Origin of the sequence: Paenibacillus sp. VT-400 (assembly GCF_001029205.1) — a bacterium.
Taxonomy (GTDB): Bacteria; Bacillota; Bacilli; order Paenibacillales; family Paenibacillaceae; genus Paenibacillus; species Paenibacillus amylolyticus.
The window spans coordinates 3,433,246-3,452,926 of the sequence record NZ_LELF01000067.1 but is presented as its reverse complement, the minus strand read 5'-3'; the positions used below and the strand labels follow the sequence as shown (position 1 = coordinate 3,452,926).

Below are 19,681 nucleotides of genomic sequence, written 5' to 3'. Positions count from 1 at the left end.
TGCGTCACGTTGACCGTTTAAACTAGCGGATTTCTGTATCCGGCGATTGCCGAAAAATTCAAAACCACGCCATCCCGCGTCGAACGTGCCATCCGTCATGCCATTGAAGTGGCATGGACACGCGGCAACATCGACAACATCAGCCACTTGTTTGGTTACACGATCAACATCAGCAAGTCGAAGCCGACAAATTCGGAATTCATCGCGATGGTCGCTGACAAGCTGAGAATTGAGCATAAGGTAAGCTGAAAGGGTCAGGAGTAGTGAGTTGGCAAGTATAGTTTGGTTTCATTACATGTTCTAGCCAAATAAATTTTGGCGGCCTATATCTGAATTCGTTCATTTCATGCCACTAAACTTCTGTAATACATGCCAACGAATACCGTCATTTATTGGATTAAAGATATCCAGTAAATGACGGTATTTTTGCATAACGAAATAACACAGAACATGATGATGAAATTTAGTGTTGCATCATTGTTTCTGAATTTTGAGATCAAGCATTAAAATAAGCTCCCTATAGCAAAATTCAGAAAAGGAAATATTTCATAAACTTTTACCCTCAGTTAACGCTTTTTCAAGTAGAAAGTGGTACGATGTGACCATTGACAAAGACCTACATATATATTTGAAAAGTTCGGATAGATGCTACGAACAGAGGAGTAGAATAGTATGTTTACGCAAATAGGCGAGATTGCTGAACCAATTCCTGTAGTACAATCTGATACAAAATGTGATATCGTCTATCATCTTTTCAAGTCCAATCCTAGTCTGGAAGGTATAGCTGTTATGGGGGAGAAGGGTGTGTCATTAATGATGCGGCCCCGATTCTTTCAGCAGATTGGCACCCAGTATGGCTATAATCTGTATATGGGACGTCCTGTAGAACTGGTGATGAACACGCAGGCACTGGTCGTGGATTATTCGGAACAGATTACAGATGTCAGTGTTCTAGCCATGGACCGAGATGAAGGGGAAATATATGATCTTGTGTTGGTCACGTCAGGAGAAAGTTTCTTTGGAGCTGTGAGTATTCGGCGTTTGCTACTTGCTGTTGCTGATGTACGGGCTGAAATGGCGATTTTTATGAACCCGCTGACTGGTCTTCCTGGTAATCATATCATAGATGAAAGGCTGTCTCAGGCTCTTCAGATGGACCAATTTAGCGTACTCTATGTTGATCTCGATCAATTCAAATCCTACAATGATAGCTACGGCTTCAAAATGGGGGATCAGCTTATTCAGGCGACAGCTAACTTGCTTCGCAAGCTATTTGTTCTCCCTGAAGCTTTTCTTGGACATATCGGTGGTGATGATTTTATTACGATCCTGAATCACCATGATTACAAATATATTAGTGAGGAAGTCATCTCAGGTTTTGAGGAAATGAAAAAGACATTTTACAACGAACATGATTGGCATCATCAATATGTTCTGGGGGAAGGACGTTCCGGGCTAAATCGGCCCATTCCTCTGGTGTCGGTATCCATCGCCGTTGTAACCAATAGCAAGCGAAAATATGAAAACATAGATCAGATTATTGATGAGGCCACACGCATCAAAAAAGGTTGTAAAGCGATTGCTGGAAGTATCATCTGTGCAAATGATACCGCCACGACTTCGTGCTAGACATAAAATTTCGAGAACGTAGAGGACAGAGAGAACCTGAGATGTGGGTCTCTAAAAGCTTTCTGTAAGAAAGCTTCTTCGGAAGCTGAGGCTTCGCCTCTATACCCATAACGTTAAAATACAGAAAAACCGCTACTTATCAGGAGTTAGTCACCTGTAATAGCGGTTCTATCATTGGATGCGAGTCAAAGGTTGTGTAGCAAACGAGCCACTTTAATCTTTAAGCTCATTATGTATACATAAAATTATGTTTGATCAATGCGTACTCAGATTCGAATATCGACAGATGGATATGAAGCAGCAGGAGATGTAGAAGCCGTAGTTTGCGGACCATTTCCTGATTCCTGATCTGTGGTTCCACCATCTGAAGGGTGCTCCTTATTTCCCGTTTTCTTTCCTTCATTTATTTCCTGATCTTCTTCTCCAGATGTTGCAGAGATAGGTGGTTGTACTCCTTTTATAGGTGCGGGCTGATGGATCTCTTGCACCAGTTCCCCAATCTTCTGATTGACCTTATTTAACTGGGAGTTGATGTCCTGGACGGTCTCTCGCTTTGCCTGAAAGACGGTGCGTTCTGAATTTTCCAACATCATTGATTTGCCTAGATCGAGATCATTTGCGGGAGGATTGATCTCGAGAACAAGTCGGTCAAAGCGGGTTTCTCCTTCGGTGGTCTGAATGGAGCCCTGCATGCGATCACGCAAACCGACGAGCTTACCCAATTGATCATAAGTCTGACTATGCTTGATCAGATGATCGAGTGAAGGGGCTTGTACCTCGTCGGTTGGTTTGGGTTGTTGCTGTTGAGCCTTTTCGGGCTGTCTAAATTTGTTCTTTTCTTGCAATTCTTCAGCTTTAATTTGGGCAATCTGGCTATCGATCTGGGAAATAGAGCTTGTTAGGGATTTTATTCGCTGAGCTTTGGTTTTGGTATCCAACTCGTCATTGGTTTTTACACCTTGCATTTCTTCATTGAGCCGGATCTTCTGCTGCATGAGTCCCTGAATTTCTTTATCCCGATTGGAGACTTGATTCCCGGGAGTGAAACTGCTTTTGGTTGCAGATGAGATTGAATTCATATCCTCTGTTCTCCTTCTCCGCTTTATCATGGTTCTATTTACATATATCGGATGTTAAGAGAAGGATTTGAATAGCTCTTGTTTCATCAAATGATTCATTTACTCGGTTGTATTGCGTACTTCATCATAATAATTGATAATAGTTATCAATAAGTGAGTGGAAGTTCAGACACAATCTATGTAGACGGAGATGGGTTAGCAAAATGTGGAATGATTATTATATACTCTGGAACTATGCTGCTGTGAGTATAACAGATATCCGATACATGGAATTCGGGGCATATGAGGAGATGAAATACAAATTTCCGACAAGTACTTTTGTACTCACGATTCAGGGTGAGGCTGAAGTGACGATAGACAACCAAACGTATGAAGTGAGCCGCTTTTATGTTCTCCATGGGGGAAAAGGGAGTAAGTTGGTTATTCAAGCCGGCGAAGCCGGATTACGCTTGTATTACTTGATGTACAAAGCGAACCTGCCTAGTGGAGGGAGAAACGATCTGGGAAGGTTAATGGAGCGTATCAATCCGTTCCAAATGAACTATGGGTTTACCCCCGATATGCCAACCATTCTATATGAGCAATTGAAACAGATGCACTTTTTGTGGGATCAAAAGAATCCTATTCAGCATTTTCAGGCCAAGAGTTTGTTCTATCCCTTTGTGGAGCAGATATCATCACAGATTCCTCGTGTATCTAACCGCTATCCGAGTATTGTGGATAAGGTCAGCAAAGTCATTGAAATTGTACAGTCTTCATACACAGAGCCGCTTACGCTGCATGCTTTGGCAGAAATGATCGGCTCCAGCCCGAGGAGTTTGTCACGAAAGTTCAAGCAGTCGACGGGATATAGTCCCATCGACTATCTGATTCAGTTTCGTTTGTTCAAAGCCAAGGAGATGTTGCTGCAAACGGACGCCACGTTGGATGAGATCGCAGCAGGCATCGGTTATCCGGATGGATATTATTTGGGTCGTATGTTCAAAAAACATACGGGTCTTTCTCCTCTGCAATTTAAAGAAAAGACCTCAGCACCTCTAAATTGGCCTGATCTGACATCAGGTGTGGCGCGAAATGACATTTTCAGAGGTGGAAGTGGAAGGTATGTTTATACTGATGGTGATAATCATTATCAATATAAGCATGGAGGGTCAATAAATATGAACAGACAGACAAGAACGGGAATGTTGCTTAGTATTCTACTAAGTCTTACGTTACTGCTAAGTGCCTGCTCAACAGGTGTTGCCAGTAATTCGAGCGGGGATGCTTCCGGAAGCAAAAGTACATCAAGTTCCACGAACACAGTAACAGCGGATAATCAAACCAAAACATCTGAACCACGTATAATCTCAACGGTGAAGGGAGATATTACAATTCCGGCTGAACCTAAACGGATTGTGGTTGACTTGTATCTGGGAAGTCTAATCGCCCTTGGGATCAAGCCTGTGGGTACACCCGAGATGAACCTGAAGAATCCTTATTTTATCAAATCACTTGAGGGTGTGCAGAATATTGGTGAATATGAAACCATCTCTCTCGAAAAGGTGTTGGAGCTTGAACCGGATCTCATTGTGACAGGTAATCCTGATTTATTTGATTCCTTTAGCAAAATTGCACCTACCCTGGTTGTTCCTTATGGGGAATTGAAAAACACCCATGAAGAGATCGTCTACTTTGGTGAAGTGCTAAATAAAGAAAAAGAATCTGAGGCATGGTTAACCGATTATGACGCAAGAATTGCAGATGCCAAGAAACGTGTTGGTGAGGCAATTGATCCGCAGGCCGAGGTGTCGGTCATGCAGTTCTATAATAAAGCACCGTTGGCCTTTGGTGATAATTTTGGTCGGGGAGGTCAGGCAGTCTACAGCGCGCTTGGTTTGAATCCTCCTGCAGATAAAAAAGAGATTTTAATGAAGGATCAACTGGTTGAAGTTTCATCGGAAGCGATTCCTGAATTTGCCGGAGACTACATCATTCTAACAGCAGATAATCTGACCCTGGAAGAGTTGAAATCGAAACCGGTCTGGAGTTCACTGGATGCGGTTAAGAATGATCGAGTGTTTATCTGGAGCCCGGATCGTTCATGGTACTTTGACCCGATTGCAACATTGGATCAGACCGAGGAATTGGCCGCGTGGTTTACGAAGATATCTGGACAAAAATAAATGTAACCTGTGCTTGATAAGATAAAATCCAATTCCAGCCCAAATTACAGTTGATAATGAAAATTATTATCATCTATAATGAAAGGAATATTAGTGAACCTCTGCTACGCATATGTTATAAGAATGTTCGGCAGAATGATGACCTTTACTTCGTGAGGTCTTTGTTACGGGGGTGCTGGGATTGGAGAGTATTCGATGCAATTAGACGAACAGATGAAATGCTGGAATCATGCCGCTGTTAAGGTTCTGGATATACGGCGGATCGTTATGGAGGCAGGCGCACAACTGAGTTCCTATACACTTCCAGCAAATGGTTTTATATATACGATTCGAGGATCGGCTCAACTTCAATTGGATGGACAAACATACAAGGCAGAGCGATTTTACATGCTTCATGGGGCGAAAGGATCTTCACTGGATATCCAAACCAACGAAGAATTCGAATATATTCTGCTCTATTATAGAGCATTCCTTGCCTTTCCAAGTTATCGCAAAAAGTGGTTATTGGCACAGCCTGAGGTTGCACCGTTCTCTTTGCAATATGGATTTGCACCGAGTAGTCCGCTGGGGTTGTTACGTTACCTTGATGAGCTTGAGGATGCGTGGATACAATCTGGCAGTCTGGATCTGCTTCATACAAAAAGTTTGTTTTACCAGTTCATTCATGAAATGATGGTTCAATTGGCAGAGCAGGAGATCAAAACAGAGCTTGCTGACCCGGTGAAACAAACACTTCGTTATATACAGAAGCATTATAGGGAACAGGTCACGCTTGATTTCCTGGCTGAACAATTCAACTACAGCTCCCGACATTTATCCATGCAATTCAAACGACAGACGGGTCACAGTCCCATTGATTATTTAATTCAGACCCGAATCGCTAAGGCTCGCAATCTGCTTTTGCGATCTGATGCAACGCTAAGTGAAATTGCAGCAGAAGTAGGTTATTCGGATGTGTATTATTTTAGTCGTATCTTCAAAAAACATGTGGGAATCTCTCCGATTCAGTATCAACGAAAGATGAGAGAAGAAGCGAGAACAGAGGATCGTCCATTGGTAATCTCTGAATCGTCCATTGGTCGAAGATGGAAGTCGGGATATATTGATTATGAGAATCATTATCAATATATAGACGGAGGGTCTACACCAATGAAAAGAAGAAAAACAAGTTCCAGTATGATTATGGTTGCATTATTGAGCATAACGATGCTCCTCGCAGCCTGCTCTTCGGGTACAGCAACAACACCAGCAGCTGGCGAAGGAACGGGTGCCAGTTCCAATAACAGCAGTACGGCAGTATCATCAGACACAGGAAACCAGACGAACAAAGACAATGAAACACGCACGGTCTCAACGGTTAAGGGTGACGTAGTTGTTCCAGCGAATCCAAAACGGGTTGTTGTATTGTATCTCCAGGGGGATGTCGTTGCACTTGGAGTTAAGCCAATCGCTACATCTGAAGTATTCAACGGGGCTGCCTACAAGAGTGAGCTTGAAGGTGTAAATTCACTAGGTACCTGGTTCGAACCGAATCCTGAAGCTGTCATTGATCTCGATCCGGATCTGATCATTGTTCCTTCAGAAGAGACGTATACGTTATTAAAAGATATCGCACCTACGGTATATATTCCATACGAGAAAATGACAACAGAAGAAAGACTCCAGAGTATAGCGAGTATTTTTGGCAAAGAACAGGAAGCTGAGACATTAATCAATAATCTTAATAGCAAAGTCGAAGAGAGTAAGCAAACACTAGCAGATGCAGGCATATTGGACAAAACGGTTTCCATTGTGGAGGGCGGTTTGAAAGGGATGGTTATTGTAGAGAGCAAACAATTTGGCCGTGGATCTCAGGCGGTATACGAGTACTTGGGAATGAAAGCACCTGAAGTTGTACAGAAAAAAATAGACGTGGTTTCGGACGCGGCAGGCTCCACAATCTCCATGGAAGTCCTTCCTGAATATATCGGAGACTATGTGTTTCGCTCTGTGTATGAAGGGGCAGATAACTTGACGGATAATCCAATATGGAGCAGTATCCCAGCGATCAAGGAAGGTCGTCTGATTGAGATTGATTTCGATTTCTTCTATTATTCAGATATCTATTCAATTAATAAACAACTTGATTTTGTGGTTGAAAAGCTGTTGGCGGCTCCAAGAGCGAAATAGTAAAGAGCAGATGTGTTCGTGAAATTTTTGTACAAGAAATGTTTGTTTTTTAGCCATTGTATTTTGATAAGATTACCATTACACTAGGATTTAAGTGATAATGAGAATCGATATCAAATACTCGATGTTCTGGATCGAATTAACGGAGGTATTTTTAATATGAATCAGCAGTTGGAACTTTATGATGTAACCATTATCGGCGGTGGCCCTGCGGGCATGTACTCTGCCTTTTATAGCGGCATGCGGGATATGAAGACCAAGTTGATTGAGGCACGTGACAGATTGGGAGGTCGCATGCTCTTTTATCCGGAGAAAATGATCTGGGATGTCGGGGGTGTGACGCCAATTCTGTGTGAAGATCTGATCAAACAATTGGAAGAACAGGCAAGAACTTTTGAGCCAACCCTCGTATTTGAACAACAGATCGAAGGATTCGAGCGTCAACCTGATGGCACAATTCTGTTAACTTCTGCAACAGGTGAACAACATTGGACACGTACCGTCATTATGGCAATCGGATATGGTATATATAAAATGGCCAAGCTGGAGCTTGAAGGTGCAGACCGTTACGAGGTTAGCAATCTGCACTATACCGTGCAAGAACTGGAGCCATTCCGTGGTAAACGTGTGTTGATCTCGGGTGGAGGCGACTCTGCTGTGGACTGGGCGAATGAACTGGAAGCCCTGGCAGAGCAAGTTACGGTTGTGCATCGTCGTGACCGCTTTGGCGGGTTGGAGCGTAATGTACTGCGTATGAGAGAATCCTCTGTAGATGTCCGTACACCATATGCGGTAGAGACACTGCATAGTATGAGTGGTGATGTGATTGAACAGGTGACCATCTCACACGTGGATACAGGTGAAACTGAACTGCTTGAAGTCGATGCTGTCATTGTAAACCATGGCATGAAGAGTGACTTTGGTCCAATCCGGGATTGGGGACTTGATCTTGGCGAATGGCATGTCACTACAACAGAGAGATTGCAAACCAATATTCCCGGTGTGTTTGGCGCAGGCGATTTTGTAGATTATGGTAGCAAACTGTACCTGATTGCGGGTACTTTCACAGATGCAGCCCTAGCGGTAAACAGTGCGAAGCTATACATGGACCCTGAAGCGGAGAAAGTGGCTTATGTTTCTTCCCATAACAGTCGCTTTAAAGAGAAAAATAAAGCCCTTGGTGTTGTAGAAGAATAAAGGTCTGCGATCGGTTATATTAAGATGACTTCGGGTTCATTCCGAAGTCATCTTTTTTGCATAAAATGGGTAATAAGAAGGCATAATGGCACAAGATAGAACACGCTTAGAATTGAACATGAACCACCAAATGTCTATAATAAGGCTGATAAACTGTAGAATGACACTATATAAGTTGAAATAATCATTTACACGATAACGGAGAGGACAGAAAAAATCTGAAAAAGCGAAGCGGTCGCCTTTATCACCGGATTTTCCCTTAAGAAAAAGGGAATCGAAAAAATCTGGGGATAACAGCGATTGGAAGATTGTTCTGTCATCGTAGTGTCAGTGTAAATAAACTTTATTTCAACTTATATAGATACAATAACTAGATCAGAGTGGAGTGCAGCGTATGAAAAAGGGATCACAGCCACAACGAGGTTTCACCTTCATCCAGCGGTGGTTCAAACGATCTGATAAAAAAAAGATCAAATGGTCTGAAATATATCTCGCACTTGCTGGTGCGCTTCATCGCTTGTTGGTTGAAGGGCGGCGTGAACGTTCAGCAGCCAAACGGCTTCATCAGGACTTGCCAATTAACGTGTTGGGTGAAATGAAACTAGAGCCAGGGGATATTGTGTACACGCCAAGCTCGGAATCGACGTATTATGCCGGGCATATGGGCATTATCGGTCTCGACGGCAAGGTGTATCATGTGCACCCTTATGGGCCTGTATTTGCTGATTCATTAGAGTGGTATCTTACGCGGTTTTATGAAGGTGATCGCTTCATTGTATTCCGTTCCAGATTGAATGAGGCAGGAATGAAAGCAGCCGGGTGGGTACATGACCATTACATGCAGGTAAAATTCTACCGTTTGCAGACCAATCTGCGCAGTATTGAGCGCAATTACTGCTCCAAGTTTATATATCAGGCTTATCAGTTCACATCGGGACTGGATCTGTGGAGCCGCAAATTTACCCGAATGAATCAGGGGTATATCTATCCATTTCGAATTGAGCGTTCATCAGAGCTGGACGTTCTGGGAACTTTTTATAAATAAGGCTGGAACCGACTAAAATACTGTTCTTCCGAAAAAAAGGAGAGCAGGTTCTGTCGGTTTTTTTTATATGTGTAGAGATTAAAAACAGGAAAAACGCTCAAAACGTCGAATAGATTATGAGATAGGCACGCACAACTTGGAATCGTATACATAAAAAAAGACGAGATGATTTTTAGCCCAGAGTAAAAAAATGACTACGAAGTAGACGAACAAGAAAGAGTGAAGCGAGATGAAATGGCCGGGTTTCTTACAACGATTCCGACCGAACAAAAACGTGGTTAAGCTATCGGACTATATCCCAAAAAAGGAAAGGAGGCACTACTGTTCCATATGCAAGAAAAACGTTAAATCGGTCGTGCATTATGCGGCGCCACAGGGAAATGTTTCAGGTGTATGCAGTTCTTGTAAGTCTTTGGCGGATGAACGTGGAATGTTTCCCATTTAATAAGAAGAGATGCGCTCAGGAAATAAGATTTTTTTGATTTATGCGCGTTTTTGTAGTACATTAGCAAATGTATTCGAAGGAGGATTCTAATGTACTCAGGTAGACAAGACGATACTTTATACATCATGACCTACACCTTAAACAGCGGTATCAAGGGTACGGTTCCACTGTCTAATAAGCAGATTATTGAGTGGCTGGATTGCTACAGAAATGAGAAGCGCTTCGTGACCGAAATCGGCAAGGAGTTTTTTGGATTGAATGCAGGATTGGTAGCAGACTTCAAGGTTCAAAATCATTTATCGGATTATCAGCAGACCATTATGCCTACACAGCAGCAGGATAACCTGGAACGCTTGTCCAGTGCTTATAAATCAACCGAGTTATTAATGAAGATTGATTGTAAATGTGGCACGGCTTATGTGACGGAATCCCCATACAAGCGCACAAAATGGTACTGTACAAAGTGTAAAGAGATTGTATTTTTGGATGCCAAAAAAGGAATGGTGGAAACGTCGCGTGGTGACGCTTACTACATGACCAACAAATATTTTGTTTCCCGTGACTAGCGGGAAGTGACTCTGGAAGCATCGCTGCGAAGCGGTGCTTTTTTGTGCAAATGTTTGCTCTATAACAAAAAAAGCCCCAAGGGGCTTTTTTGGAAGATATCTAAGATCGATCTTTTAGAAATTATGATGAGCATTCAACTTTGTGAGGAGGAATGAAGCAGCAACGACAGCGTGGCTCGTAAGCTTCTGAATCGCCAATCATGACAACCGGACCCAAGGTAACAGGCTCCCCATTGACGATACGTTGCGTAAAGGCTGCATCCGGGCTGCCACATACCGCACAGAAAGCCGAGAGTTTCTCAATGTCATCTGCCATGGCAAGCAAACCACCGACATATCCGAATTCCTTACCACGGTAATCCATATTAAGTCCGTCCACAATGACATGTTTGCCACAATATGCTAACTCCGAGACAAGTTCCATAATGGCACTGCTGAAAAATTGTACTTCATCAAATGCAACAACATCAGCATCTATGGTTTGGTTCAAGATCATTTCTATGGATTCCGGGGTTAATTGCCGGGGAATGGAATGGGCAGGGAGTCGATAACCAATTCGGCTCACGATCTCGTCCTGGGCAAACCGATTATCCTCGGCTGGTTTGTAGGCCACAACCTTTTTACGACCAAATTGTATTAATTTCTGACAACGGCGAATGAGTTCACCGGATTTTTCACTGAACATGGGTCCAGTAATTACGGTAATACGTCCTGTTTGCACGGTGCTGCTACTCCTCTCACATACGGGATTCAACAAAAAAAGCGACCTTTACAGAGTACCACAAAATCTTTGGAAAGAGCCAGAACTAATCTGCGCAGCTTTGTGTTACTATATGGATTGTTAAGGTATTGGTTACGGCAGCAAGTTAACAGGAGTTGTGAAAAGAGGTGTTTAGTATGAGTGAAGCATTAACATCACTTCAAGAGCGATATGAAAGCCTGAAAGAACAGGGATCTCTAGATGAAGCGGCGCAGGCGTTATTTGCAGAACTGTTCGCAGAAGCGGAGAGACTGCAGGCAAGTAATCTTACCTTGCGTAGAACGATCTTGAAGTCTTCTTCCAAAGAATCACGTATGTCTACCAAGCTGCGGGATGCCTTATACGAATGACCCGGAGATTACTCCGGGTCCTCTTCTGTCTTTAATTTGCGAGGGAACAGAATACCTGCTGTAATTCTGGCAATCATGGCAAAGGTGAGACCAATGCCTGCAAACATGTAGATTACGGTAAAGGCTTTGCTGAATCCGGTGGTTGGCACAAATTCAGGATGTCCCACCGTAGTCAGGGTAACCGCACAGAAGTATAACGCATCGATCCAGTGCAGACCTTCAACACGAGTGTAAAATAAAGTGCCTGATAGCAACGTTGCTGCCGTTAACGCGAACAGAGCCAGAAACTTAGGGTCTTTGAACGCATGGAAAATGCCTTTGAGCAATCGTTGTAACGTGATTAGAAATGATACCATGATGATCCATCCTGTCTATGTAAAGTAGGCGGTGTGTTGTATAAACACACAAAAAGCCCGGACTCATGGAGTCCTTCCGGGCGTCTCTGCTTTTTCGGGTACACTTTTGGACCGGAAACGGGGACCTACATAATTACGCTTGCGGTCACGGAACAAGATCCAGCCTCCCAGAAAACTCATACCTGCGGCAAAAAGGACAAGTCCACCGCCAAAGGAAAGCCACTGGAATCCTGGTGAAATCAGTTCGTTCCCGTGCTCGGCATAATATAGGAACAGGGCATCTTTCATCATCAGAAAACCCTTCATAGCCATTAACCCGGGGATGACCAGAACAACAATTGCCAAAAATCGCGCAAAGACCAATCTTGTATTCATGAGCATTATACCCTTTCTGCCAAAGTCGACATTAAATAAAGGTTACGCTTACAGATCATACCTGATTCCATCATAGCTTGGAATGCATGGGCTGTCCATGTGTGATTGGTTCAAACTTTGAGTTGACCGCTCAAGGAGAGTACAATTGCATATAGAGGGTATAAGCTAAACCATGATTTAAGCCATCATAAATTATATTGAAATTTGATTCATAGAGGAGAGCATGAGAGATGCCAATTACATGTGATGTTGCAATTCTTGGAGGAGGAACCGGTGGATATGTAGCCGCGATCCGGGCTGCACAGCTGGGAAAACAGGTTGTTATCATTGAGAAGGACAAGCTTGGCGGTACCTGTCTGCATCGTGGCTGTATTCCGAGTAAGGCTTTGCTGAAAAGTGCGGAAGTATACGCCGAAATCCAGGAGAGCGAGACGTATGGTATCGAGACAGCTGGAGCTACACTTGTATTTCCCAAAGTACAGGCGCGCAAGGATGCAATTGTCGAACAGCTCCATCAGGGCGTTCAATATTTGATGAAAAAAAATAAAATCCAGGTTGTACACGCGAAAGGTCGCGTCATCGGACCATCCATCTTCTCACCGCAGAGCGGAGCAGTCGCTGTGGAGTTTGAAGATGGCGAGATGGATACGGTAGTTCCAACCAATCTCATCATTGCCACTGGTTCGCGTCCACGTGTGTTGCCGGGCCTGGATCCGGACGGCAAATTCATAATGAGCAGCGACGAAGCACTGCGTATGGATGAACTTCCTGCATCACTCATCATTGTCGGTGGGGGTGTGATTGGACTGGAGTGGGCATCCATGCTGAATGACTTTGGCGTAGACATTACAGTAGTAGAAGCAGCTGCTCACGTGTTGCCTGCCGAGGATGAGGATGTTGCCAGAGAAATGCAGCGATTGCTCGGCAAACGAGGTGTTCGTTTCCTGACAGGTGCCACTGTTCTAACGGAAACATATAGCACAGATCAAGAGGGCATCCAGATTGATGTGCAGCTTGGTGAAGATAAACAGGAAACGCTGAGAGCGGAGAAAATGCTTGTATCGGTTGGACGTCAAGCTAATGTGGAAAATATCGGACTTGAAAATACAGATATCAAATTGGAGCGTGGGTTCATCGCTGTGAACAAACAGTTACAGACCGGTGAAGGTCACATCTACGCCATTGGTGACTGCATCGGCGGTTTGCAGCTTGCACATGCCGCAAGTCATGAAGGCATTCTCGCTGTCGAACATCTGGCGGGCGAAACGGTACATGCCGTAGAATCCCACCGCATCCCGCGCTGTGTGTACACACGCCCGGAAGCAGCAAGCATCGGATTCACCGAGCGTGAAGCCGAAGAACGTGGCTATGACATCAAAACAGGCAAGTTCCCATTTTCGGCCATTGGCAAATCGCTTATTCACGGAAGTCGGGATGGATTCGTGAAGGTGATCGCAGATGCCAAGACGAATGATATATTGGGGGTACATATGATTGGCACCCATGTGACGGAATTGATCGCTGAGGCTTCTCTGGCTCAGATGCTGGATGCCACACCTTGGGAAGTCGGACAAACCATTCATCCGCACCCTTCTCTGTCGGAAATTATGGGTGAAGCCATGTTGGCGGTCGATGGAAAGGCCATTGGAATGTAAGCCAAACAAGCTTATGAGAAAGGTCCTTTCCTTTTTTGGGTAAAAGGGATTATAATAAGGTTAAGCCAAGTCTTAGTACCAGGTTATAAGATCGGGTAGTAAGAGTGGCACAGGCTCTGATTAAAAGGAGGTACCTCATATGAGTTCACAAGGTACTGCAGACGCGGTCCACCGGCATCAACAGCTGGGACTTAGCGATGGTGAAGTATTGGATATGTACAAATACATGCTGCTCGCGCGCAAGTTTGACGAGCGTTGCTTGCTCTTGCAACGGGCTGGCAAAATTAACTTTCACGTATCCGGTGTAGGACAGGAAGCTGCGCAAGTAGGCGCTGCTTTTGGTCTGGATCGGGATCACGATTATTATTTACCTTATTACCGCGATTACGGCTTTGTACTGGCGGTAGGCATGACTCCGCGTGAGTTGATGTTGTCTGCTTTTGCGAAGGCGGAAGATCCGAATAGTGGCGGTCGGCAAATGCCCGGTCACTTCGGTCACAAAAAGCTGCGGATTGTGACGGGTTCCAGCCCGGTTACAACACAGGTTCCGCACGCTGTTGGATTTGCACTGGCTGCCAAAATGAAGAAGCAAGAATTTGTTTCTTTTGTTACGTTTGGCGAAGGATCAAGCAATCAGGGTGACTTCCATGAGGGAGCCAACTTTGCAGGTGTGCATAAATTGCCTGTCATTATTATGTGTGAGAACAATCAATATGCAATTTCGGTACCGATTCACAAACAGTTGAGCGGCAAAATATCCGATCGAGCACAAGGATACGGGTTCCCCGGACTGCGTGTAGATGGTAACGATGCATTAGAAGTATATGCTGCAGTGAAGGAAGCGCGTCGCCGTGCCATAGCCGGAGAAGGCCCGACACTGATTGAAGCGATGATGTATCGGTTGTCACCTCACTCCACCTCCGATAATGATCTGGCTTACCGGACTAAAGAGGAAGTTGAGGAGAACTGGAAGAAAGATGGCGTTCCTCGCATGAAGAACTACTTGATCGATTGCGGCATCTGGGACGAAGCCCGGGATGCGGATCTGGCTTCCCAGCTTGCGCTGGAAATGAAAGAAGCAACTGAATATGCAGACAACGCGCCATATCCTAAACCTGAGGACACTCTGACGCACGTTTATGCGGACAGCGAAGAAGGGGGACGGTAAGTATGGCAGTGATGGAATATATTGATGCAATCCGTCTCGCGATGAAAGAAGAGATGGAACGGGATGAAAATGTGTTTATCCTTGGTGAAGACGTAGGTCTCAAAGGTGGTGTGTTTACCACAACTAAAGGGCTGCAAGATCAGTTTGGCGAAATGCGAGTGATGGACACACCATTGTCTGAATCTGCTATTGCAGGTGTTGCGATTGGTGCAGCGATGTATGGCATGAAGCCGATTGCCGAAATGCAATATTCGGACTTCATGTTGCCAGCAACCAACCAGATCATTAGTGAAGCGGCAAAAATTCGCTATCGTTCCAACAATGACTGGAGCTGTCCGATTGTTATCCGTGCGCCGATTGGTGGCGGGATCTTCGGTGGGTTGTATCACTCCCAATGTCCGGAATCGATTTTCTTTGGTACGCCTGGTCTGAAAATTATAGCTCCCTACTCGGCATACGATGCTAAGGGACTGCTCAAGGCCGCTATTCGCGACCCGGACCCGGTACTCTTTTTTGAAAATAAAAAATGCTACAAACTTATTAAGGAAGATGTGCCTGAAGATGATTACATCGTTCCGATTGGTAAGGCCAATGTACTTCGTGAGGGTGCGGATATTACCGTGATCGGTTACAGCCAGCCGCTGCATTTTGTTATGCAGGCTGCTGAGGAGCTGGAGCGTGAAGAAGGCATTACAGCACACGTTCTGGATCTGCGCACATTGCAACCGTTGGATCGTGAAGCGATTATTGCTTCCGCTCGTCTGACAGGCAAAGTGCTGATCGTACACGAAGATAACAAAACGGGTGGTGTAGGTGCCGAAGTTGCCGCGATTATTAGTGAGGAATGTCTATTTGAACTGGATGCACCGATTCAGCGTCTCTGCGGACCTGATGTGCCGGCCATGCCAATTAGCCCAACATTGGAGAAATTCTACATGCTGAGCAAAGACAAAGCCAAAGCAGCAATGCGTACACTTGCCGAGTTTTAATTTCGTTTTTTGGATCGTTTAAAAGTAAAGTTTGGAGTGATAATCAAATGGCTGAACGTATGAAATGGATCGAGGTCATTATGCCGCAATTGGCGGAATCGCTGGTCTCGGCTACCATAGGCAAATGGTTGAAAAAACCGGGCGACCGTGTGGAACAGTACGAGCCGATCTGTGAAGTAATCACTGATAAAGTTAATGCCGAGATTCCATCCACTGTGGATGGAATTATGGGTGACCTTTTGGTGGAAGAGGGCACAACGATTGCTGTTGGTGAAGCAATCTGCCGCATGCAGGTCGCAGCTTCTGACGAAGAAGCGGCTGAGCAAGTAACACAAGTATCGCAGCAACAGGAGCAAGTGCAGCAACATGCGAGCCACACTCCTCTTGCCGCGTCAAATACAGCAGGACATGATCCTAACCAGCCGATGCGTAATCGGTATTCCCCGGCAGTGCAATCCTTGGCAGCAGAGCATGGCTTGAACTTGCAAAGCATCCAAGGCACCGGTGCCGGTGGTCGTATTACCCGCAAAGATGTGCTGACATTTGTTGCACAGGGAGGTAACGCGGCTGGATCGTCTGCACCAGCATCATCTCCTGTAGCACAGCATACACCTTCTGGTGTGCCGTCTGCTTCTCCATTCAGCGGAGTGAATCGTGGAAATGGAGAAATGGGTTTAACCGCTGGAGAAGCGATCTCAGCGTCTGATGCAGGTGTTCCTGTGAGACATTCAGGCATTCATCTAACCGAAAGTCCGAAAATTCCACAGATCGAAGTGGAAGGTGGCGGCCAGGGAAGATCGGAGTATTTCATCGATGTTACCCCTGTGCGTAATGCCATTGCCCGGAATATGCGTCAAAGCGTATCGGAAATCCCGCATGCATGGACGATGATTGAAGTGGATGTAACCAATCTTGTGATGCTGCGCAATAAACTCAAGGATGAATTCAAGCGTAAGGAAGGCATCAATCTGACATATCTGTCCTTCATGATGAAGGGAGTCGTTAACGCGATTAAAGACTACCCAATCATGAACTCGGTATGGGCAGTGGACAAAATTATCGTCAAACGGGACATCAACTTGTCCATGGCGGTAGGAACCGAAGATTCTGTACTGACACCCGTAATCAAACATGCCGATCAGCGTAATATCGCAGGTCTGGCCCGTGAAGTGGATGAACTGGCTCGCAAAACACGTGAAGGTACGTTAAAGCTGGACCATATGCAAGGTGGTACGTTCACGGTGAACAACACCGGTTCATTTGGTTCGATCCTGTCCCAGCCAATCATTAACTACCCGCAGGCAGCCATTCTTACATTCGAGTCGATTGTCAAGAAACCAGTGGTTATTAATGATATGATCGCCGTTCGTTCGATGGCTAACCTGTGTCTGTCGTTGGATCACCGAATCCTGGATGGTGTAATCAGCGGACGTTTCTTGCAACGTGTCAAAGAAAACCTTGAAGGATATACCATGGAGACCAAGGTGTATTAAGTAAATAGTTGTCGGGAAAGTGTATGTGCCGGAGGCCGTGCACTTTTCCTGCTGTGTACGGACAGGTGCTCAATTGTACACTGAACCTGAAGCAGAAGGGTGTGGGGAATCATGAGCAAGCCGCTGGATGTTGCATACATACCAATGCTTGATTATGAAGAGGCTTGGAACCGCCAGAAAGCGATTGTGCAGCGATTGGACGAGGGCGAGGGAGCGGAGCAGATGTTGCTTTTACAGCATCCACCAACGTATACGATCGGCTCACAAAATCATCCGGAGCATCTGCTTCTCAGTCCGGAAGAGTTGCGTGAGCAAGGGATTTCTTTGTTTCAAATTGACCGTGGCGGTGATATTACTTATCATGGCCCGGGCCAGTTGGTAGGTTACCCGTTATTGATTCTTGGTCGGGATGAAGACCTGGATCTGCACGGCTATCTACGGAAACTTGAGCAGGTGCTTATGGATTATCTCGCAGACCAGGGCATTGAAGCTGGACGCAAAGAGGGTTACACGGGTGTGTGGATTGGCGATATGAAGATTGCTGCAATCGGCATCAAGTTTAATCGTTGCAAACACCGCCGCGGTTTTGTGACCAGTCACGGGTTTGCTTTTAACATCAGCTCAGGCATTCAACATGCAGGTTTTCAGGGGATTGTTCCTTGTGGGATTGAACAGTATGGCGTTACCTCACTGGAGGATATAACGGGCAAGTCCTATGCGGTGGAGCAAGTAGCGCAGGAGATTGTGCCGTACTTTAATCGTATTTTTCCATATCAAATTAATTGGGTCACGGAAAAAGAAGCCCTTCAACGTCTGTAAACAGGTCGTCGAAAGGCTTTAGGTTGCTATCCAAACAGCAACGGTTCGAGAGCTATGAAAAGGGTGGACCCGATCATGGCGATCAGCATGAGATAGATGATGATTTTGAACCATTTCTTTTTTTGCATGATGAGAGAACTCCTTTCAACATAAAGTAAACAAGCCATAGTAATTGTATTGTACCGTATCTACGAGAGGGAGGAAAGTCCTATGATTAAACAACAACGTGTTATCGATCAGTTCATGGAACTGGTGCAGATTGATAGTGAAACGAAAAATGAACAGAACATCTCGAAGGTGTTAAAAGAGCAGTTTACAGATCTTGGGCTTCATGTCTATGAGGATGATACCATGGAGCAAACCGGACATGGCGCCGGAAACCTCGTCATTACCTGGGAAGCTGAAGGAACTGAAGGGGTTGCACCGATCTTTTTCACATGTCATATGGACACCGTGACGCCGGGACAGGGAATCAAGCCTGAACTGGGTGAAGATGGCTGGATTCGCAGTGATGGAACAACGATCCTGGGAGCAGATGACAAAGCAGGGATTGCGGCATTGTTCGAAGCAATTCGTGTGATCCAGGAAAACAAGATTCCACATGGTAAAATTCAATTTGTCATTACGGTCGGCGAAGAGTCTGGACTGGTGGGTGCACGTGCCATGAATCCGAAGGATATCGATGCCGAGTTCGGTTATGCGTTGGATTCTAATGGAGCTGTAGGCACGATCTGTGTTGCTGCACCAGCGAGAGCTGAAATTCAAATGAGCATCTATGGCAAGTCCGCCCATGCGGGTGTGAACCCGGAAGACGGGATCAGCGCCATTCAGGTTGCAGCCAAAGCGATTGCAGCGATGACACTGGGCAGAATTGATGATGAGACGACAGCAAACATCGGTAAATTCCAAGGTGGATCAGCACTCAATGTGGTGTGTGACTTTGTACAGCTTGAAGCGGAAGCTCGCAGTATTGTTCAGGAGAAAGTTGAATTGCAGGTTGCACAGATGCGTGACGCGTTGGAAACGACATGTCGCAAATACGGTGCAACAGCTGAATTCAGAAGTGAGATCCTTTACCCTGCATTTGGCTTCCATGATGAACACGAAGTTGTACAACTTGCACAACGTGCCATCCGCAGTATTGGGCTGGAGACAAGTACGTTTGCTTCCGGTGGTGGCAGTGATGCCAATATCTTTAACGGATTCGACCTTCCAACAGTGAATCTGGCGGTAGGGTATGAGGATATTCATACAACCAAAGAACGCATTCGTGCTGAAGACATTGTGAAGTTATCCCAGGTAGTCGTAGCTATTATTCAGGAAACGGCAGCTGACAAGAAATAATATAGAACACATGTTACCTCACATGTTGTTAGACAAAAGTCCGAACCCGGTCTATCTGTATCGGATTCGGACTTTTT

General features: G+C 45.2%; 18 protein-coding genes and 1 pseudogene. 14 read left to right on the top strand and 5 right to left on the bottom strand.

Annotation, left to right across the window (positions count from 1 at the left end; all coding sequences use genetic code 11):
• Positions 1 to 33: 33 nt before the first annotated feature.
• Positions 34 to 249 (top strand): annotated as a pseudogene (locus EL84_RS31500) (sporulation initiation factor Spo0A C-terminal domain-containing protein); the annotation flags it as partial.
• Positions 250 to 672: 423 nt separating this feature from the next.
• Entirely contained in the window at positions 673 to 1,629 is a 957-nt protein-coding gene (locus tag EL84_RS25840; protein ID WP_047843599.1) for a GGDEF domain-containing protein, read from the top strand.
• Between the two features lie 266 nt (positions 1,630 to 1,895).
• Here the strand turns inward: EL84_RS25840 and EL84_RS25835 are convergent, their stop codons facing one another.
• The gene (locus EL84_RS25835; protein WP_047843598.1) at positions 1,896 to 2,708 is read right to left on the bottom strand and encodes a FlxA-like family protein; all 813 of its coding nucleotides are present in this window, start codon (positions 2,706 to 2,708) and stop codon (positions 1,896 to 1,898) included.
• 290 nt (positions 2,709 to 2,998) lie between these two features.
• On the opposite strand from EL84_RS25835, the gene EL84_RS25830 reads away from it, so the two are divergent.
• The 5 genes from EL84_RS25830 to EL84_RS25810 all read left to right on the top strand — a co-directional run bounded on the left by EL84_RS25830 (position 2,999) and on the right by EL84_RS25810 (position 10,295).
• Positions 2,999 to 4,873: an AraC family transcriptional regulator gene (locus EL84_RS25830; protein WP_161799445.1), complete on the top strand. Its 1,875-nt coding sequence runs from the start codon at positions 2,999 to 3,001 to the stop codon at positions 4,871 to 4,873.
• 195 nt (positions 4,874 to 5,068) lie between these two features.
• Positions 5,069 to 7,042 carry an AraC family transcriptional regulator gene (locus EL84_RS25825; protein WP_047843596.1) on the top strand — a complete coding sequence of 658 codons (1,974 nt, stop codon included), beginning with the start codon at positions 5,069 to 5,071 and terminating at the stop codon, positions 7,040 to 7,042.
• 159 nt (positions 7,043 to 7,201) lie between these two features.
• Positions 7,202 to 8,239, top strand: coding sequence for an NAD(P)/FAD-dependent oxidoreductase (locus EL84_RS25820; RefSeq protein ID WP_047843595.1), 1,038 nt, complete (start codon positions 7,202 to 7,204; stop codon positions 8,237 to 8,239).
• A gap of 394 nt (positions 8,240 to 8,633) precedes the next feature.
• Positions 8,634 to 9,284, top strand: coding sequence for a hypothetical protein (locus EL84_RS25815; protein ID WP_047843594.1), 651 nt, complete (start codon positions 8,634 to 8,636; stop codon positions 9,282 to 9,284).
• A gap of 534 nt (positions 9,285 to 9,818) precedes the next feature.
• Positions 9,819 to 10,295, top strand: a complete 477-nt coding sequence (locus EL84_RS25810; RefSeq protein ID WP_017687614.1) for a hypothetical protein — start codon at positions 9,819 to 9,821, stop codon at positions 10,293 to 10,295.
• A gap of 121 nt (positions 10,296 to 10,416) precedes the next feature.
• Here the strand turns inward: EL84_RS25810 and EL84_RS25805 are convergent, their stop codons facing one another.
• Positions 10,417 to 11,016 (bottom strand): thymidine kinase, encoded by a 600-nt coding sequence (locus EL84_RS25805; RefSeq protein WP_047843593.1) that lies wholly within the window; start codon positions 11,014 to 11,016, stop codon positions 10,417 to 10,419.
• A gap of 176 nt (positions 11,017 to 11,192) precedes the next feature.
• Here EL84_RS25805 and EL84_RS25800 point away from each other — a divergent pair, with 176 nt between their 5' ends.
• Complete coding sequence (locus tag EL84_RS25800) at positions 11,193 to 11,405, top strand: hypothetical protein (protein WP_047843592.1); 213 nt, start codon at positions 11,193 to 11,195, stop codon at positions 11,403 to 11,405.
• Between the two features lie 8 nt (positions 11,406 to 11,413).
• Here EL84_RS25800 and EL84_RS25795 read toward each other — a convergent pair whose 3' ends face one another.
• Together EL84_RS25795 and EL84_RS25790 are read right to left on the bottom strand one after the other, a co-directional pair.
• A complete protein-coding gene (locus tag EL84_RS25795) occupies positions 11,414 to 11,761 on the bottom strand; it encodes a potassium channel family protein (protein WP_036607883.1) in 348 nt (115 codons plus the stop codon).
• A 63-nt stretch (positions 11,762 to 11,824) separates the two neighbouring features.
• Entirely contained in the window at positions 11,825 to 12,142 is a 318-nt protein-coding gene (locus EL84_RS25790; RefSeq protein ID WP_017687618.1) for a DUF2627 domain-containing protein, read from the bottom strand.
• A gap of 224 nt (positions 12,143 to 12,366) precedes the next feature.
• Between EL84_RS25790 and lpdA the strand changes: the two genes are divergently transcribed.
• From lpdA to lipB, 5 genes are all read left to right on the top strand, one after another.
• On the top strand, positions 12,367 to 13,791 hold the full coding sequence (gene lpdA / locus EL84_RS25785; protein WP_047843591.1) for a dihydrolipoyl dehydrogenase: 1,425 nt from the start codon (positions 12,367 to 12,369) through the stop codon (positions 13,789 to 13,791).
• 139 nt (positions 13,792 to 13,930) lie between these two features.
• Complete coding sequence (locus EL84_RS25780) at positions 13,931 to 14,959, top strand: thiamine pyrophosphate-dependent dehydrogenase E1 component subunit alpha (RefSeq protein ID WP_017687620.1); 1,029 nt, start codon at positions 13,931 to 13,933, stop codon at positions 14,957 to 14,959.
• A gap of 2 nt (positions 14,960 to 14,961) precedes the next feature.
• Positions 14,962 to 15,948: an alpha-ketoacid dehydrogenase subunit beta gene (locus tag EL84_RS25775; RefSeq protein ID WP_017687621.1), complete on the top strand. Its 987-nt coding sequence runs from the start codon at positions 14,962 to 14,964 to the stop codon at positions 15,946 to 15,948.
• A gap of 47 nt (positions 15,949 to 15,995) precedes the next feature.
• Entirely contained in the window at positions 15,996 to 17,441 is a 1,446-nt protein-coding gene (locus EL84_RS25770) for a dihydrolipoamide acetyltransferase family protein (RefSeq protein WP_047843590.1), read from the top strand.
• A 111-nt stretch (positions 17,442 to 17,552) separates the two neighbouring features.
• Positions 17,553 to 18,260, top strand: coding sequence for a lipoyl(octanoyl) transferase LipB (gene lipB / locus EL84_RS25765; RefSeq protein ID WP_036607873.1), 708 nt, complete (start codon positions 17,553 to 17,555; stop codon positions 18,258 to 18,260).
• A 26-nt stretch (positions 18,261 to 18,286) separates the two neighbouring features.
• Here lipB and prli42 read toward each other — a convergent pair whose 3' ends face one another.
• Entirely contained in the window at positions 18,287 to 18,388 is a 102-nt protein-coding gene (gene prli42, locus EL84_RS31880) for a stressosome-associated protein Prli42 (protein ID WP_017687624.1), read from the bottom strand.
• 82 nt (positions 18,389 to 18,470) lie between these two features.
• On the opposite strand from prli42, the gene EL84_RS25760 reads away from it, so the two are divergent.
• Positions 18,471 to 19,604 (top strand): M20/M25/M40 family metallo-hydrolase, encoded by a 1,134-nt coding sequence (locus EL84_RS25760; RefSeq protein WP_047843589.1) that lies wholly within the window; start codon positions 18,471 to 18,473, stop codon positions 19,602 to 19,604.
• The last annotated feature ends 77 nt before the right edge of the window (positions 19,605 to 19,681 follow it).

Excerpts from the sequence above, each read along its gene's own strand:
- EL84_RS25840 (WP_047843599.1), top strand. The coding sequence starts at position 673 with ATGTTTACGCAAATAGGCGAGATTGCTGAACCAATTCCTGTAGTACAA.
- EL84_RS25835 (WP_047843598.1), bottom strand. The coding sequence starts at position 2,708 with ATGAATTCAATCTCATCTGCAACCAAAAGCAGTTTCACTCCCGGGAAT.
- EL84_RS25830 (WP_161799445.1), top strand. The coding sequence starts at position 2,999 with ATGAAATACAAATTTCCGACAAGTACTTTTGTACTCACGATTCAGGGT.
- EL84_RS25825 (WP_047843596.1), top strand. The coding sequence starts at position 5,069 with ATGCAATTAGACGAACAGATGAAATGCTGGAATCATGCCGCTGTTAAG.
- EL84_RS25820 (WP_047843595.1), top strand. The coding sequence starts at position 7,202 with ATGAATCAGCAGTTGGAACTTTATGATGTAACCATTATCGGCGGTGGC.
- EL84_RS25815 (WP_047843594.1), top strand. The coding sequence starts at position 8,634 with ATGAAAAAGGGATCACAGCCACAACGAGGTTTCACCTTCATCCAGCGG.
- EL84_RS25810 (WP_017687614.1), top strand. The coding sequence starts at position 9,819 with ATGTACTCAGGTAGACAAGACGATACTTTATACATCATGACCTACACC.
- EL84_RS25800 (WP_047843592.1), top strand. The coding sequence starts at position 11,193 with ATGAGTGAAGCATTAACATCACTTCAAGAGCGATATGAAAGCCTGAAA.
- EL84_RS25795 (WP_036607883.1), bottom strand. The coding sequence starts at position 11,761 with ATGGTATCATTTCTAATCACGTTACAACGATTGCTCAAAGGCATTTTC.
- EL84_RS25790 (WP_017687618.1), bottom strand. The coding sequence starts at position 12,142 with ATGCTCATGAATACAAGATTGGTCTTTGCGCGATTTTTGGCAATTGTT.
- lpdA (WP_047843591.1), top strand. The coding sequence starts at position 12,367 with ATGCCAATTACATGTGATGTTGCAATTCTTGGAGGAGGAACCGGTGGA.
- EL84_RS25780 (WP_017687620.1), top strand. The coding sequence starts at position 13,931 with ATGAGTTCACAAGGTACTGCAGACGCGGTCCACCGGCATCAACAGCTG.
- EL84_RS25775 (WP_017687621.1), top strand. The coding sequence starts at position 14,962 with ATGGCAGTGATGGAATATATTGATGCAATCCGTCTCGCGATGAAAGAA.
- EL84_RS25770 (WP_047843590.1), top strand. The coding sequence starts at position 15,996 with ATGGCTGAACGTATGAAATGGATCGAGGTCATTATGCCGCAATTGGCG.
- lipB (WP_036607873.1), top strand. The coding sequence starts at position 17,553 with ATGAGCAAGCCGCTGGATGTTGCATACATACCAATGCTTGATTATGAA.
- prli42 (WP_017687624.1), bottom strand. The coding sequence starts at position 18,388 with ATGCAAAAAAAGAAATGGTTCAAAATCATCATCTATCTCATGCTGATC.
- EL84_RS25760 (WP_047843589.1), top strand. The coding sequence starts at position 18,471 with ATGATTAAACAACAACGTGTTATCGATCAGTTCATGGAACTGGTGCAG.